This window comes from Mesorhizobium sp. ES1-3, assembly GCF_020164795.1.
GTDB lineage: Bacteria > Pseudomonadota > Alphaproteobacteria > Rhizobiales > Rhizobiaceae > Mesorhizobium.
Genome location: NZ_JAIUGW010000005.1, coordinates 215024 through 230273 on the forward strand (window position 1 = coordinate 215024; position 15250 = coordinate 230273).

Annotated in this window: 18 protein-coding genes and 1 other RNA gene; 9 read left to right on the forward strand and 10 right to left on the reverse strand. The window is 62.2% G+C overall.

Going from position 1 to position 15250, the window contains the following annotated elements; all coding sequences use genetic code 11:
• Positions 1–8 precede the first annotated feature (8 nt).
• Genes LB536_RS10340 through LB536_RS10350 form a run of 3 tightly spaced genes read left to right on the forward strand, consistent with a single transcriptional unit; the run spans position 9 to position 1325 of the window.
• On the forward strand, positions 9–491 hold the full coding sequence (locus LB536_RS10340) for an SRPBCC domain-containing protein (protein ID WP_224591589.1): 483 nt from the start codon (positions 9–11) through the stop codon (positions 489–491).
• Between the two features lie 28 nt (positions 492–519).
• Positions 520–912 (forward strand): VOC family protein, encoded by a 393-nt coding sequence (locus LB536_RS10345; RefSeq protein ID WP_224591592.1) that lies wholly within the window; start codon positions 520–522, stop codon positions 910–912.
• 50 nt (positions 913–962) lie between these two features.
• Positions 963–1325 (forward strand): hypothetical protein, encoded by a 363-nt coding sequence (locus LB536_RS10350; RefSeq protein WP_224591596.1) that lies wholly within the window; start codon positions 963–965, stop codon positions 1323–1325.
• A 122-nt stretch (positions 1326–1447) separates the two neighbouring features.
• Here the strand turns inward: LB536_RS10350 and LB536_RS10355 are convergent, their stop codons facing one another.
• From LB536_RS10355 to ssrS, 4 genes are all read right to left on the reverse strand, one after another.
• Complete coding sequence (locus LB536_RS10355; RefSeq protein ID WP_224591599.1) at positions 1448–2215, reverse strand: TerC family protein; 768 nt, start codon at positions 2213–2215, stop codon at positions 1448–1450.
• 68 nt (positions 2216–2283) lie between these two features.
• Positions 2284–3108: a YmdB family metallophosphoesterase gene (locus LB536_RS10360; RefSeq protein ID WP_140810697.1), complete on the reverse strand. Its 825-nt coding sequence runs from the start codon at positions 3106–3108 to the stop codon at positions 2284–2286.
• A gap of 63 nt (positions 3109–3171) precedes the next feature.
• Entirely contained in the window at positions 3172–3759 is a 588-nt protein-coding gene (locus tag LB536_RS10365) for a 5-formyltetrahydrofolate cyclo-ligase (RefSeq protein ID WP_140810695.1), read from the reverse strand.
• 95 nt (positions 3760–3854) lie between these two features.
• A non-coding RNA gene (gene ssrS / locus LB536_RS10370) (6S RNA) lies at positions 3855–4010 on the reverse strand.
• Between the two features lie 144 nt (positions 4011–4154).
• Between ssrS and LB536_RS10375 the strand changes: the two genes are divergently transcribed.
• From LB536_RS10375 to msrB, 6 genes are all read left to right on the forward strand, one after another.
• Positions 4155–4994: an AAA family ATPase gene (locus LB536_RS10375; protein ID WP_224591602.1), complete on the forward strand. Its 840-nt coding sequence runs from the start codon at positions 4155–4157 to the stop codon at positions 4992–4994.
• A gap of 91 nt (positions 4995–5085) precedes the next feature.
• Positions 5086–5532, forward strand: a complete 447-nt coding sequence (locus LB536_RS10380; RefSeq protein ID WP_140810693.1) for a GNAT family N-acetyltransferase — start codon at positions 5086–5088, stop codon at positions 5530–5532.
• A 94-nt stretch (positions 5533–5626) separates the two neighbouring features.
• Complete coding sequence (locus LB536_RS10385) at positions 5627–6031, forward strand: type II toxin-antitoxin system HicB family antitoxin (RefSeq protein ID WP_224591605.1); 405 nt, start codon at positions 5627–5629, stop codon at positions 6029–6031.
• Between the two features lie 9 nt (positions 6032–6040).
• Positions 6041–7231, forward strand: coding sequence for a vWA domain-containing protein (locus tag LB536_RS10390; RefSeq protein WP_140754827.1), 1191 nt, complete (start codon positions 6041–6043; stop codon positions 7229–7231).
• A gap of 18 nt (positions 7232–7249) precedes the next feature.
• Positions 7250–8047: an MBL fold metallo-hydrolase gene (locus tag LB536_RS10395; RefSeq protein ID WP_224591607.1), complete on the forward strand. Its 798-nt coding sequence runs from the start codon at positions 7250–7252 to the stop codon at positions 8045–8047.
• A 112-nt stretch (positions 8048–8159) separates the two neighbouring features.
• Positions 8160–8564: a peptide-methionine (R)-S-oxide reductase MsrB gene (gene msrB / locus LB536_RS10400; RefSeq protein WP_027141754.1), complete on the forward strand. Its 405-nt coding sequence runs from the start codon at positions 8160–8162 to the stop codon at positions 8562–8564.
• Between the two features lie 64 nt (positions 8565–8628).
• Here msrB and LB536_RS10405 read toward each other — a convergent pair whose 3' ends face one another.
• From LB536_RS10405 to LB536_RS10430, 6 genes are all read right to left on the reverse strand, one after another.
• Positions 8629–8928, reverse strand: coding sequence for a hypothetical protein (locus LB536_RS10405; protein WP_224591622.1), 300 nt, complete (start codon positions 8926–8928; stop codon positions 8629–8631).
• Positions 8929–9369 (reverse strand): hypothetical protein, encoded by a 441-nt coding sequence (locus LB536_RS10410; RefSeq protein WP_140754830.1) that lies wholly within the window; start codon positions 9367–9369, stop codon positions 8929–8931.
• Positions 9370–9419: 50 nt separating this feature from the next.
• The gene (locus LB536_RS10415) at positions 9420–9680 is read right to left on the reverse strand and encodes a DUF2312 domain-containing protein (protein ID WP_015315223.1); all 261 of its coding nucleotides are present in this window, start codon (positions 9678–9680) and stop codon (positions 9420–9422) included.
• A gap of 161 nt (positions 9681–9841) precedes the next feature.
• Positions 9842–13300 (reverse strand): pyruvate carboxylase, encoded by a 3459-nt coding sequence (gene pyc / locus LB536_RS10420; protein ID WP_224591625.1) that lies wholly within the window; start codon positions 13298–13300, stop codon positions 9842–9844.
• A 340-nt stretch (positions 13301–13640) separates the two neighbouring features.
• Complete coding sequence (locus LB536_RS10425; RefSeq protein WP_023771718.1) at positions 13641–14759, reverse strand: branched-chain amino acid ABC transporter substrate-binding protein; 1119 nt, start codon at positions 14757–14759, stop codon at positions 13641–13643.
• Between the two features lie 137 nt (positions 14760–14896).
• Positions 14897–15244, reverse strand: a complete 348-nt coding sequence (locus LB536_RS10430; protein WP_140754834.1) for a DUF6867 family protein — start codon at positions 15242–15244, stop codon at positions 14897–14899.
• Positions 15245–15250: the final 6 nt, after the last annotated feature.

Here is a 15250-nt window from a genome sequence, read left to right on the forward strand (position 1 = left end):
CTGTGGATATGTCTCTTGGATTCAGTGTTTCAGGGCGCATCGGCAAACCGGTCGCCGAGGTCTTCGACGCGGTCGTAAATCCGAAGAAGCTCAGCGCTTATTTCACCACCATCGGTGGCGCCAGCGCGCCATTGGTTGCCGGTTCGGGTGTCGTCTGGTGGGGCAAGGTGCCGGTCCAGGTCGACGAAGTGGTCAAGGACAGCCGCATCGTGCTGCGCTGGGATGCCACCGACGCCGACGGCAAGCCCGCCTACAAGACCCGCATCGAGATGAATTTCGAGCCGCTCGACGATGGCGGCACCTTCGTCACCATAGCCGAGAGCGGCTGGCAGGAAGGCGCGGTCGGCCTGAAGAAGTCCTATCTGAATTGCGAGGGCTGGTCACAGATGCTGGCCTGCATGAAGGCCTATGTCGAATACGGCATCAATCTGCGCGACGGCTACTACCGCAGCGAGACGAAAGGCGAACCCGCCAGCGAAAACAACGTCTGAGCAACGACAGGACAGACGGAGACAAGCGATGACGAAAGTTAGGCCATTCCTGATGTTCGAGGGCAAGGCCGAAGAGGCAATGACCCTTTATTGCGAGACCGTTCCCGGCAGCAGCATCCTTGACGTCACACGTTACGGTTCCGGCGAAGATGGTCCGGAAGGAGCACTCAAGCTGGCGCGCGTTTCCATCAGCGGCCTGGAGGTGATGGTCTACAACAGCCCGGTTCACCACGCCTTCACCTTTACACCGTCGGCCTCGTTCTACGTCGACTGTTCCTCCGAACAGGAACTGGAGCGCATCGTCGAAACCCTGGCCAAGGGAGGCGGCTTCCTGATGCCGCCAGACAATTATGGCTTCAGCCGCCGTTTTGCCTGGTTGAACGACAGGTTCGGCGTTTCCTGGCAGATCAACCTGCCATGACGGAATGCCAGATGAACCAGCCAACCAGCACCCTAACAAGGACGTGAACCATGACCGCGAAGATCACCGGCGGCGTCAACATCGCTATGAAAGTGCCGCCGCATCGGTATGAGGCGACAATCGCCTTCTATCGTGATGTCGTCGGCTTGAAGCCCTCCACCGCCAAGGCGCCGGCCATCGGCTTCGAGCTCGGCCCCAACAGGCTGTGGATCGACGAAGCGCCGATGATGAGCCAAGCCGAAATCTGGCTGGAGCTTTTCACGCAGGATTTTCCAGGCACCGCGGATCATCTGGCCAAGGCAGGCATCGTGCGTTGCGATGCCATCGAGCCATTGGGCGCGCATTTCCGTGGCGGCTGGATCAGCAATCCGGCCAACATCATCCACATGGTGCGCGAACCCGACGCCTGGTGAGCGCTTAGACGAGGTCGGACTAATTCCGGGCCCGAGCTTCCGCATCAAAAGCATCATCTCGCTATCAGGCAAGGCAGCCCCTGGCTAACCGATCGCGCTGGCCCCTGCTGAACTCTGTGCTGTCAGCGCCCTTCGCCGGACTTCGCTTTCTTGCGGCGCCGCGCCAGCATGTTGAGCCCCTCGACCAGCGCCGAAAAACCCATCGCGGCGTAGATGTAGCCCTTGGGCACATGGTAGCCCATGCCGTCGGCGATCAGCGTCATGCCGATCATCAGCAGGAAGCCCAGCGCCAACATGACGATGCTTGGGTTCTTGGCGATGAAGTCCGCCAGCGGACCGGCTGCCAGCATCATTGCCGTGACGGCCACGATGACCGCGATGTACATGATGGCGATCTCGTCGGTCATGCCGACGGCGGTGATGATGGAATCGACCGAGAAGACGAGGTCGAGCAGCAGGATCTGGAAGATCGCGCCGGCAAGCGAGATCTTGAGCGTTTCGCCCAGCATCGTGTCCTGATGGTCGTCGGGGTCGACTGTGTGATGGATCTCCTTGGTCGCCTTCCACACCAGGAACAGGCCGCCGGCGATCAGGATCAGGTCGCGCCAGGAAAAGCCGTGGCCAAAGGCCGTGAAGACCGGCGTCGTCAGCTGGACGATGACTGAGATGGTGGCGAGCAGCACCAGGCGCATGATCAGCGCAGCCGAGATGCCAAGGCGGCGCGCACGAGCCCTCTGCTCCACGGGCAGCTTGTTGGTCAGGATGGAGATGAAGATCAGATTGTCGATGCCGAGCACGATCTCGAGCACCACCAGCGTCAGCAATGCGACCCATGCGGTCGGGTCGGAGACGAATTGAAAATGCGGCGCCAGGAATTCGAAAAGCTGCATGGAGGTCGTCCCCTACGATCTAGAGCAGTGTCGCCGGCAATTAGGTACTGCGACCCCCCATATCAATGTCACGACCAGAAGGACGGCGCGGTTTCCTCCAGTCGTGGCCCGCGACGAAACGGCGCGATCTTCTCGGTCAGCCCGGTGCGGTCGGAAATATCGACGCCGACGCCGCACAATGTCGCCGGGCCGGTCGCTGCCTCGAAACGGCCTTTCGGCACCTTCGACAGGAACCGATTGAGCGGTTCTTCCTTGTCCATGCCGAGCGAGGAATCATAGTCGCCGCACATGCCGGCGTCGGAGAGATAGCCGGTGCCGCCATTGAGGATCTGGTGATCGGCCGTGGGCTGGTGCGTGTGGGTGCCGACGACGAGGCTGGCGCGGCCGTCGACGAAATGCGCGAAACACATTTTCTCCGAGGTCGCCTCGGCGTGGAAGTCGATCACTACCGCATCAGCCTGCTCACCGAGCGGACAGGCGGCGAGTTCACGTTCGCCGGCCTGGAACGGATCGTCGAGCTCGGGATGCATGAACACCCGGCCCATGATGTTGGCAACCAGCACGCGCGCGCCGTTTTTGGCGATGTAGACGCCGGAGCCGCGCCCGGGCGTGCCTTTGGGAAAATTGGAGGGCCGCAGGAAACGCTGCTCGCGCGGCGCAAAGGCCAGCGCGTCGCGTTGGTCCCAGACATGGTTGCCGGTGGTCACGACATCGCAGCCCGCCGCGATCGTCTCGCGAAAAATCTCTTCGGTGATGCCGAAACCGCCGGCGGCGTTCTCGCCGTTGACGATGACGAAATCGAGTTTGAAGTCGGAGATCAGGCCAGGCAATTGTTCCCACACCGCAGTGCGGCCCGTCTTGCCGACCATGTCCCCGAGGAAGAGAAGTCTCATCTATGCCTGATCCCGAAAAGTTGCATGACTTTTCGGCAAAGATCATGCGTTTCAAAGAACTATCTACAATTTTGGCGCAAAGCGGCGCAACCCGCTCTCGGTGAGTATTTCCGGGATGACCACGTCATGGGGCTCGTCGGGAACTTGCGAGACTTCTTGGCAGTCGAAGGCGATGCCGACCAACCGGGGCGCATGCCCCTTGTCGACGAGCTTCGCGATCGCGCGATCGTAATAGCCGGCGCCATAACCGATGCGGTGGCCGCGCGCGTCGAAGGCGGCGAGCGGCACCAGCATGACCGAGGGGTCGAGAACTTCGGCCTCCGCGTGCGGCCCGACCGTGCCAAAGCCCATGTCGACCATCGGCGCCCCACGAACCAGCTCGCGAAAGACGATGGTGGTCTTGTCGAGAATGGCAGGCAGGCAGAGCCGTGCGCCCTGCTCACGCAAGGCGAACATCAGCGGCCTGACATCGACCTCCGAGCGCATCGGCCAGAAACCGGAGACGATCTGGCCAGGCCCGATCTCCAGGTGGTCGCGCGCCGTCTCCGCCATTTCGAGCGCGGCCTCGACCCGCCAGAATTCATCGAGCGCGTCGCGGCGAGCGAGTGCCTCGAGGCGCAGATGCTTTTTCAGATCTTTTGAGGATGTCATGCTCAGACGATAGAAAAGGTCGGATCTTGGTGGAGTTTTAGGAACGACGTTTTCTACCGCATCATCCACCGAAATGCATGGACAATGGCAATCAGTGACGATCCACACAACCGGTGGAGAGGTCGATCCCGGGTGCCTACAAAGTAGGTGGGCGCCGTGTGAGAAAACCCACGGGTCTTCCCAGGGACAGCTCCCTAAGGATCATTAAGGCCCCGGGGAAAAGTGTCTCCTGCCGGGAAGCGCAGACCGCCTCCGCCAATATATGCCGATGGTGGCCCAAGCGCCAGAGAGACGGCGCTCTTTCCGAACCGGTTGGCCTGATCGCCGTTGCAGACCCGCCCTTGCGCGGACCAGAGGGCCTCCTTACGGTCCCCGGAATGAACCGAGGAGCAAAAATGCGTTTCGAAGGCACGGCGGCCTATGTCGCCGACAAGGATCTGATGGTGGCGGTCAACGCGGCGATTGCGCTGGAACGGCCGCTGCTGGTCAAGGGCGAGCCCGGCACCGGCAAGACGGAACTTGCCCGCCAGGTGGCGGCGGCACTCGGCCTCGACCTCATCGAATGGCATGTCAAATCGACGACGCGGGCGCAGCAAGGTCTTTACGAGTACGACGCCGTATCGCGGCTGCGCGACAGCCAACTCGGCGATGTCAGGTTCAACGACATCAAGAACTACATCAAGCGCGGCAAGCTTTGGGAGGCATTCGCGGGCGGCAAAAAGGTCGTGCTCCTGATCGACGAGATCGACAAGGCCGACATCGAATTCCCCAACGACCTCCTGCAGGAACTCGATCGGATGGAGTTCTTCGTCTACGAGACCGGCGAGACCATCCGCGCCGCCGTCCGCCCCATCGTCATCATCACTTCCAACAACGAGAAGGAACTGCCGGACGCCTTCCTGCGCCGTTGCTTCTTCCACTACATCCGCTTTCCCGATGTCGATACGCTGCACAGGATCGTCGATGTCCACTATCCCGGCATCAAGCAGAACCTGGTGCGCGCGGCGCTTACCCAATTCTACGAAATCCGTGACGTGCCGGGGCTGAAGAAAAAGCCGTCGACGTCGGAGGCGTTGGACTGGATCCGCCTGCTGGTCGCCGACGACATCGCGCCCCAGGATTTGCGCGTCGACGCCAAGAGCGCGCTGCCCAAGCTGCATGGCGCCCTGTTGAAGAACGAACAGGATGTGCATCTGTTCGAGCGGCTGGCCTTCATGGCGAGAAGACAGCAATAGCAAGGCAGCGTTAGCGCTTTCCCGGCTGTGGACCGTTGCCGCCGGCCGAAGACCACGTCAGCTTCGGCCAGAACCCTTCGGAGGAGATAAAATGTCTGAGATCGTTGTCCGCCCGCTCATGCAATCCGACCGCGCCGACTGGCGCCGCCTGTGGACCGACTACCTGACCTTCTACGAAACCAAGCTGCCGGAAGAGGTCTACGCCGTCACCTGGAAGCGCCTGTTCACGACAGGCGAATTCGAGCCGAAGGGTTTTATCGCTACCCTCGACGGCAAGGCCGTCGGCCTCACCCACTATCTCTACCACCGCTCGGGCTGGTCGGAGAAAAACAATTGCTACCTGCAGGACCTGTTCGCCGACCCGGATGTGCGCGGCAAGGGCATCGGCGCGGCCCTCATCGAGGCGGTGAAGCAGGAGGCCGGCAAGATCGGGGTAAAAAACGTCTACTGGATGACGCACGAGACCAATGCCACCGCGCGCAAGCTCTATGACCACGTCGCGCGCAGGACAGGCTTTATCGAGTATGATTTGCTCTGACGGTTGGCAATTGAAATAGTCACCATCGCGAACAATCGCCCGGTGTCGCGCGGTCGATCGCCCGGCTCGCCGGATGGATCTGAGGACGGAACGCATGACGCACTATGTGGGGATTCTCGACGGCGCGGACGATGTTTGGGGTGTGCGGATCCCTGATCTTCCCGGTTGCCATGGTGGCGGCGCAAACCCCGAAGAGGCGATTGCCGATGCGACATCGGCTGTGCGCGAATGGGTCGAAGCACGATTGGCGAAGAGCGCTTCCTTGCCCAAGGCACGCAGGCTGGCAGATCTGTTGAGAGCGGACGAGATCGATAGCTCTGCGGGCGAATCCGCCGTCATGATTCCGGTGCTGATCGATTCAGGGCGGCCCGTTCGAGCCAATCTGTCGCTCGACGCCGGCCTGCTGGCGGCCATAGATGCCGAGGCCAGCCGTCGCGGACTGACGCGCTCTGCCTTTATCGCAAGCGCCGCACGAGAAAAGATCGAGGGCCACAGGTAACGGCCGGCCATGTTCATCCCCTTCTTCCTCGAACTGAAGGCAGCGCGCGTTCCCGTCTCGCTCAGGGAATACCTTTCTCTGCTGGAAGGGCTGGAAGCCGGACTGGTCGACTATGACGTCGAAGGTTTTTACTATCTTGCCCGCGCCGCCCTGGTGAAGGACGAGCGCCATATCGACCGCTTCGACCAGGTGTTCGCGCATGTCTTCAAGGGCATCGAGGCGCTGGGTGGCCCGGATGCCGTCGATGTCGCCGACATTCCCGAGGAATGGCTGCGCCGGCTCGCCGAAAAGCACCTGACCGAGGAGGAGAAAAAACTGGTCGAGGCGCTTGGCGGCTTCGACAAACTGATGGAGACGCTGAAACAAAGGCTCGAGCAACAAAAGGGCCGCCACCAGGGCGGCTCGAAATGGATCGGCACCGGCGGCACCTCGCCCTTCGGCGCCTATGGCTACAATCCCGAAGGCGTGCGCATCGGCCAGCATGAAAGCCGCAACCGCCGCGCGGTGAAAGTCTGGGACAAGCGCGAGTTCAGGAATTTCGACGATGCCGTCGAACTCGGCACCCGCAACATCAAGATCGCGCTGAAGCGCCTGCGCCGCTGGGTGCGCGAAGGCGCCGAGGAAGAGTTCGACCTGCCCGGCACCATCCACGCCACCGCCGAGCACGGCTATCTCGACGTCAAGACACGGCCCGAGCGCCGCAATGCGGTGAAACTCCTGATGTTCTTCGATGTCGGCGGCTCGATGGACGACCATATCAAAAGCGTCGAGGAGCTGTTTTCGGCCGCCCGCGCCGAATTCCGCCAGCTCGAATATTTCTATTTCCACAACTGCCTCTACGAAGGCGTGTGGAAGGACAATCGCCGCCGCCATGCCGAGGTGATTCCGACCTTCGACCTCATTCACAAATACGGTCCCGACTATAAGGTCATCGTCGTCGGCGATGCCTCGATGAGCCCTTACGAGATCGCCCATCCTGGCGGCTCGGTGGAACACTGGAACCCCGAGGCAGGAGCCGTCTGGCTCGGCCGGCTCCTGCAGCAATGGCCGAACGCGGTGTGGCTGAATCCGGAGAGCGAAAAGAACTGGGGCTTTACCCATTCGATCGCCATGATCCGTGACATCTTCGACGGCCGCATGTTTCCGCTGACGCTGGCCGGGCTCGAAGGTGCCACGAAGCAGCTTTCAAGAAAACACTGAAGGACCACCGGAGATCGGATGACCTGCTTCCTCTGCTTGCAGTGCGGTGTCCAGTTCGCGGCGACGGAGACGCCACCGCAACATTGCCCGATCTGCGAGGACGAGCGGCAGTATGTGCGCTGGGAAGGCCAGGCCTGGATCACGCCGCAACAACTCGCCGCCGGGCATCGGCTGGTGATGAAGGACGATGCCGGCGTGCTCGCCTTCGGCATCGAGCCGCGCTTCGCCATCGGCCAGCGGGCGCTGCTGGCGCATTCACCACACGGCAATGTGCTGTGGGACTGCATCTCGATGGTGAGCGACGAGGCGGTGGCGGAGATCAACCGTCGGGGCGGGCTGGCGGCTATCGCCATCTCGCACTGCCATTACTATTCGGTGATGGTCGAATGGAGCGAGGCGTTTGGCGGCGTACCGATCTATCTCCATGCCGACGACCGGCAGTGGATCACGCGGCCGCATCGCTCGATTGTCAGTTGGCAAGGCGAGACGCTGGCCATCAACCCGTCGCTGACACTCATCCGCTGCGGCGGCCACTTTGCCGGCGGCCAGGTGCTGCACTGGAAACGCGACGGTGCCGATGCCCTGCTGACCGGCGACATCCTGCAGGTGACGCCAACACGCCGCCATGTCAGCTTCATGTACAGCTATCCGAACCAGATCCCGCTCAATGGCGCCGCCATACGCCGCATCGCGGCAGCCCTTGAGCCGTTCGCCTTCGACGACATCTACGGCGCATGGTGGAACCAGAACATAATCGGCGACGCAAAAACGTCGCTGGCCGCCTCCGTCGCGCGCTATCTCGCGGCGATCGCCTGAGGAATTCCAGGTAGTCCGCTCGAAAATGCGGGCAAATCCCGTAACGAACGACTATCTTGTTGCGAATATCAGGTTGCAACCAAGAACGAGCCGCCAAGGCTGAGGAGATCAAATGGACACCCACACTTACCCCGTCACCCGCACCGATGCCGAATGGCGCGCCCGGCTGACGCCGGAGCAATACGCGGTCATGCGCAACCACGGCACCGAGCGGCCGGGAAGCTGCGCCCTGCTCTATGAGAAGCGTGCCGGCACTTTTTCCTGCGTTGGCTGCGACCAGCCGCTGTTCCAATCCACGCTGAAGTTCGAGAGCGGCACCGGCTGGCCGAGCTTCAACGATCCCGTCCCGGGCTCGGTCGAGAACACCGTCGATCGCAGCTACGGCATGGTCCGCACCGAATGCCACTGCTCTCGTTGCGGCAGCCATCTCGGCCATGTCTTCGAGGACGGCCCGCCGCCGACCGGCCTGCGCTACTGCATCAACGGCGTGGCGCTGAAATTCGAGCCGGCCGCCTGAACAGGCGTTATCATTTCTCGCGAAGGGCGGCTCGGGTCGCCCTTTTTTCGTACGGGTCGACTCGTCAGACAACGATCGTGGCGATCAGCCAGAGCGCCGATCCCAGCATGAAGAGGGAAGCCATGGCACCGCCGGCCTTCTCAGCCGTGCGCCAGACCGCCAAAGTCAGGAAGATGTTGTAGAGCACCGGTGCAAAATGCACCGCCAGGACAAGGCCGAGCGGCATCTTCAGTCCAAGCAGGATCAGCGCCGCAGCAGACGACGCCATATTGATCACGGTCCCGACAAGCATCATGTCGCGCCGGAACAGCCGGTCGAGCGACACCTCGCCAAGCCAACGCGAGCGGAAGAAATCCGCGATCACTTACCGCTGCCCCAGAACCGCAACAACGGCGTGCTCGACACGCGAGCACTCCGTTACCAGCCAGTCGGTCATCGCCGGCCAGTTGTCCTCGGCAAAGCAATTGACCCGCCACATCGAATTGATGCCGAGGCCTTCGCAGCTTTGTTCCGGTCTGAGTTTCAGCCTGTCTTCGATCGCCGGCCGGAACGGCTCCAGCCGCGACCAGCTTTGCGTGGCGCCGAACTTCTCGTTGCGGCCGAAGAAAACGCCGACATGGTTCTGCGCCGGCGCGACATACATGGAAAGGACCAGTGCGAAGTCGGGCAGCCCGCGCTGCCAGAACCAGGGTCCGCGCCGCGCCAGCCGGGCTCTTTCTTCCGGATGCCGTTCGGCAAACAGCGACCAGAAGCCGCGATGGCGGAATTCCAAGGCACGGCGGCCGCCGAAGTCGAATTCGCTCATGGTTCGAACCGTTGAGGGCGCCGAACTGACGCCCTAGACTGTTTCCAGTCTTAGACCATGCCGAGCGCGGCCATGTACAGATCGAGGATGGCATCCTCCTCCTGGCGCTCGGCCTGGTCCTTCTTGCGCAACCGGATGATGGTGCGAATTGCCTTGGTGTCGAAGCCGGTGCCCTTGGCCTCGGCGAAAACTTCCTTGATGTCGTCGGAAATCGTCTTCTTTTCTTCCTCGAGCCGCTCGATGCGCTCGATCAAGGCACGCAGCTGGCCGGCGGCAACAGTCTGGCTGGTCTCGGTGATATCGTCGGCCATGTTTTTCTCCAAAGATCGGTTCCGCGCCGCGACTCGGGGAACGTGCCGCGGCGAATTTCAGCGGTTCGATGCCCGACCCGGGCCGGCGGGTCAAGCCGTTATCGAACAGCTCGCCAGCCCTGCCGCCAGAAGCCGACAGCCTGCCCGCTCCTTGCGAACTCTTAGCTGAACGCGATCAGGAGATCCTTCGCATCGATCTGGTCGCCGGCCTTGACCAGCACCTCGGCGACCGTGCCATCACGCTCGGCATGCAGCGCCGTCTCCATCTTCATCGCTTCGATGGAAAGCAGCACGTCGCCTGCCTTGACCGCTTGGCCGGCAGCGACCGCAAGCGCCGAAACCACACCCGGCATCGGCGCCCCGACATGCGCCTCGTTGCCGGGCTCGGCCTTGCGGCGCGCCTTGGCTGCCGACGCACCATGCGCGCGATCGGGCACCTTCACACGCCGCGGCTGGCCGTTCAGCTCGAAGAACACGGTGACCATGCCCTTCTCGTCGACATCGCCGAACGCCTGGCAGCGCACGACCAAGGTCTTGCCCCTTTCGATATCGACGAAAATCTCGTCTTCCGATTTCATGCCGTAGAAATAGGTCGGCGTCGGCAGAACGCTGACCGGGCCGTAGGTTTCCTGGGCGACGACGAAGTCGGAAAACACCTTCGGATACATCAGCCACGAGGCGAATTCGTATTCCGTCAGCTTGCGCTCCAACTTGTCCTCGATCTCCTTGCGGCTCTTCTCGAGGTCGGCCGGCTTCAGCAACGAACCGGGCCGCGCCGTGATCGGCTTGTCGCCCTTCAATGCCTTCTTCTGCAGCGTCCGCGGCCAGCCGCCCGGGGACTGCCCGAGGTCGCCGCGCAGCATCGAGATGACCGAGTCCGGGAAGGCGATATCCCGGGCCGGGTTTTCGACATCGGCAACGGTCAGGTCCTGGCTCACCATCATCAGCGCCATGTCGCCGACCACCTTGGAGGACGGCGTCACCTTGACGATGTCGCCGAACATCAGGTTGACGTCGTGATAGGTCTGCGCCACCTCGTGCCAGCGTGTCTCCAGCCCCAGCGAGCGAGCCTGTTCCTTCAAATTGGTGAACTGCCCGCCTGGCATTTCGTGCAGGTAGACTTCGGAGGCCGGCCCTTTCAGGTCGCTCTCGAAGGCGGCGTATTGGTTGCGAACGGCTTCCCAATAGAACGAGATTTTGCGGATCCATTGCGGGTCGAGGCCGGGATCGCGCTCGGTGCCTCTCAACGCCTCGACGATCGAACCGAGACATGGCTGAGAGGTGTTGCCGGAGAAGGCGTCCATCGCCGCGTCGATGGCGTCGACGCCGCTTTCCACCGCCGCCAGCACCGTTGCCGCCGACAGGCCCGATGTGTCGTGGGTGTGGAAATGGATCGGCAGATCGGTCGCCTCGCGCAGCGCCTTGAACAGCACGCGGGCGGCACTCGGCTTCAACAGGCCGGCCATGTCCTTGACCGCGATGATATGGGCGCCGGCCGCCTGCAATTCCTCGGCCAGCCCGACATAGTATTTCAGGTCGTACTTGGCCCGCGCCGGATCGAGAATGTCGCCGGTATAGCACATCGCGGCTTCGATCAGCTTGCCCTCGGCCCCCACGGCGTCCATGGCGACGCGCATGTTCTCGACCCAGTTCAGGCAGTCGAAGACGCGGAACAGGTCGATGCCGCCGCTTGCCGCCTGCTTGACGAAATGCTGCACGACATTGTCGGGATAATTGGTATAGCCGACGCCGTTCGCGCCACGCAGCAGCATCTGCAGCAACAGGTTGGGGGCTGCTTCCCGCACCAGCGACAGCCGCTCCCACGGATCCTCGGTGAGGAAGCGCATGGCCACGTCGAAAGTGGCGCCGCCCCAGCATTCCAGCGACAGGAGTTGTGGCAAGGCGCGCGCGTAGGTGCCGGCGATGCCGGCAATGTCATGCGTGCGCACGCGGGTGGCGAGCAGCGACTGGTGGCCGTCGCGCATCGTCGTGTCGGTGACCAGCACTTCCTTCTGCTCGCGCATCCAGGCGGCGAATTTTTCCGGCCCGAGCACATCGAGCTTCTGCTTGCTGCCACCAGGCACATTGCCGTTGAGATAGGGCACGACGGGCGGCGCCGCGTCGGCCTTTGGCGTCGGCCGGCCGCGCGTCTCGGGATGGCCGTTGACGCTGACGTCGGCCAGATAGTTGAGCAGCTTGGTGGCGCGGTCCTGGCGCTTGACCTGCTGGAACAGCTCCGGCGTCGTGTCGATGAACTTCGTCGTATAGGAATTGTCGGCGAAGCTCGGGTGATTGATGATCGCTTCGAGGAAGGTGAGGTTGGTGGCGACGCCGCGGATGCGGAACTCGCGCAAGGCTCGGTTCATGCGGGCGATCGTCTCGGCCGGCGTCGGCGCCCAGGCCGTGACCTTCTCCAGCAGCGGATCGTAGAAGCGGGTGATGACCGCGCCGGAATAGGCGGTGCCGCCGTCGAGGCGGATGCCGAAGCCGGTGGCGCCGCGATAGGCGGTGATGCGGCCGTAGTCCGGAATGAAATTGTGTTCGGGGTCTTCGGTGGTGATGCGGCACTGCAAGGCATGGCCGTTCAGCCGAATGTCCCTTTGCGCCGGCACACCCGATTCCGGCGTGCCGATGGCGAAGCCGTCGAGAATGTGTATCTGCGCCTTCACGATGTCGATGCCGGTCACCATCTCGGTGACGGTGTGCTCGACCTGGATGCGCGGATTGACCTCGATGAAGTAGAACTTGCCGGTGTCGGCGTCCTGCAGGAATTCGACGGTGCCGGCGCCGATATAGCTGGTCTCGCGCGCGATCTTCAGCGCGTAGCCGCAAAGCTCCTGGCGCAGGTCCTCGCTGAGATAGGGCGCCGGCGCGCGCTCGACGACCTTCTGGTTGCGGCGCTGGATCGAGCAGTCGCGCTCGAACAGGTGCACGGCATTGCCTTGGCGGTCGCCGAGCACCTGCACCTCGACATGGCGGGCGCGCTCGATTAGTTTTTCGAGATAGACCTCGTCCTTGCCGAAGGCGGCTTTCGCCTCGCGCTTGCCTTCCATGACCTCGCGGGCGAGATCGGCCTCGGAACGGATGGCGCGCATGCCACGGCCACCGCCACCCCACGAAGCCTTCAGCATGACGGGATAACCGACCGTCCTGGCGAGTTCCTTGACCGCCTCCAAATCGTCCGGCAACGGATCGGTGGCCGGCACCACGGGCACGCCGACCTCGATTGCGAGATTGCGCGCGGCGACCTTGTTGCCGAGCCTGCGCATCGTGTCTGGCTTCGGTCCGATGAAGGTGATGCCTGCTTGCGCGCAGGCTTCGGCGAATTCGGGGCTTTCCGACAGCAGCCCGTATCCGGGGTGGATGGCGTCTGCGCCTGAAAGCCTGGCGACCCGGATCACCTCCTCGATCGACAGATAGCTCTCGATCGGCCCCATGTCCTTGTTGAGATGCGGGCCACGCCCGACCTGGTAGCTCTCGTCGGCCTTGAAGCGGTGCAGGGAGTATTTGTCTTCCTCGGCCCAGATCGCCACGGTTTTGAGGCCCAGCTCGTTGGCCGCGCGAAAGACGCGGATGGCGATTTCTGACCGGTTGGCGACGAGGATCTTCGTGATGGCCAAGGACTGGGCTCCAGCAGCGGAAGGGACGGGAAATCGGGGCAATGATTAACGCGAAAATGCTGCAGTGCAAACAAAATCGACGCCGACTTAAACCGATTTAAACCGATCATTCAGTCAACACTCGCACGCATTCGTTCGAACGGACGGAACAACGGCGACAATTTCGATCCTGGATGCGATCTTTCGAGGCCAATGCATGTCGCCCGGAAGTGTCCTCGGTTCCGGGATAACGACATGCATAAGATCAGGGAAAGCTGGCAGGGATGTCACCGCTGCCAGCATGTCAAAGAAAATGCCCGGCGCGAGGCGCCGGGCATCGTTGGTTTCGGATCCGAATGAATTATGACTTCGGGAACCAGGAATACTTGCCGTCGTCCTTCTTCTTCCATTCGTACATGATGTAGCCCGGCAGCTTCGGATCGCCCTTGGCGTCATAGGCGAGATCGCCCAGAACGGTCGGGAACGGGCCGCTTTCATGCATCGCCTTGGCGACGGCCTGCGGATCGTTCGTCTTGGCGGCGGCGGCTGCCTCGGCGACCACCTGCACGGCGGCATAGGCGTAGAGCGTGTAGGCTTCCGGCTCGAAACCCTGCGCGCGGAACTTCTCGACGAGTTCCTTGTTGGCCGGGATCAGCCGCGGGTCGGGGCCGAACGTGTTGAGCGTGCCGGCGACGGCGTCGCCAGCGATCGCGGCGAGTTCGTCCGTCACGATGCCGTCACCCGACATCATCGGCGCCTTGAGGCCCTGGTCCGCGGACTGGCGGATGATCAGGCCGGCTTCGGTGTGCAGGCCACCCCAGTAGATCAGGGTGACGCCAGCTTCCTTCATCTTGGCGATCAGCGCCGAGAAGTCCTTGTCGCCGACATTGACGCCTTCATACATCACTTCCTTGACGCCCGCGGCGTTCATCGCCTTCTTGGTTTCGTCCGCGAGGCCCTGGCCGTAAGGGGTCTTGTCATGGATCACGGCAACCTTGGCATCCTTGAAGTTCGCGGCGATATAGGCGCCGGCGATGCTGCCCTGCTGGTCGTCGCGTCCGCAGGTACGGAACACATTCCACAGGCCACGCTCGGTGAACTTCGGGTTGGTTGCGGCCGGCGTGATTTCGACGATATTGTTTTCGGCGTAGACCTCGGAGGCCGGGATCGACACGCCCGAGTTGAAGTGGCCGATCACGAACTTGACGCCGTCGCCGACGAACTTGTTGGCGACCGAGATGCCCTGCTTCGGATCGGAGACGTCGTCGCCGACTTCGAGCTTGATCTGCTCGCCATTGATGCCGCCCTTGGCATTGATATCGGCGACCGCCGCTTCGGCGCCCTTCTGCAGCTGTGCGCCGAAGGCCGCGTTCGGACCGGTGATCGGACCGGCGACGCCGAACATTACATCAGCCCACGCGTTGCCGCCGAACGCGACGAGCGCGGTCAGGGCTACGGCGGACAAAAGTGACTTTTTCATTTAAACGCTCCCATTAACGGAGTGGGCGTGGATGAAGCTTTCATGCGATGCCCACCCTTATCGCAGAAAGCATAGTTTGCCGATTTTCAGGCACTTGTCACGCCGATTCATCCCTGACGCGGCGTTAATGATGAACGTCAACCTTTCGGTTTCCAGCTCAAGATTGAAGCTCTTTCGTAGAGCCAATTATACTGTGTGACCATCTGGTTGGTTCGTGTGTATTGATAGCCGACGAAGCCCAGTATCATCAGCACGATTGTGTCGACGATATAGTAATGCAGCGAGAACATCGTGCCGTCGAACAGCGCGTGATGGATGAACCGGATGCCGATGCCGAGGCCGAGCATATAGGCGAACAGCTGGATGAAGCTGCGCCATGTCTGGGCACTGGCCTTGCCGGTCATCCAGGCCGCCCAGCCGCCGAGCAGGCAGGTGACGAAGAAGAACTGCCAGATCGACTGTTCCTCGTAGAGAATGCCTTGCATGGGAAG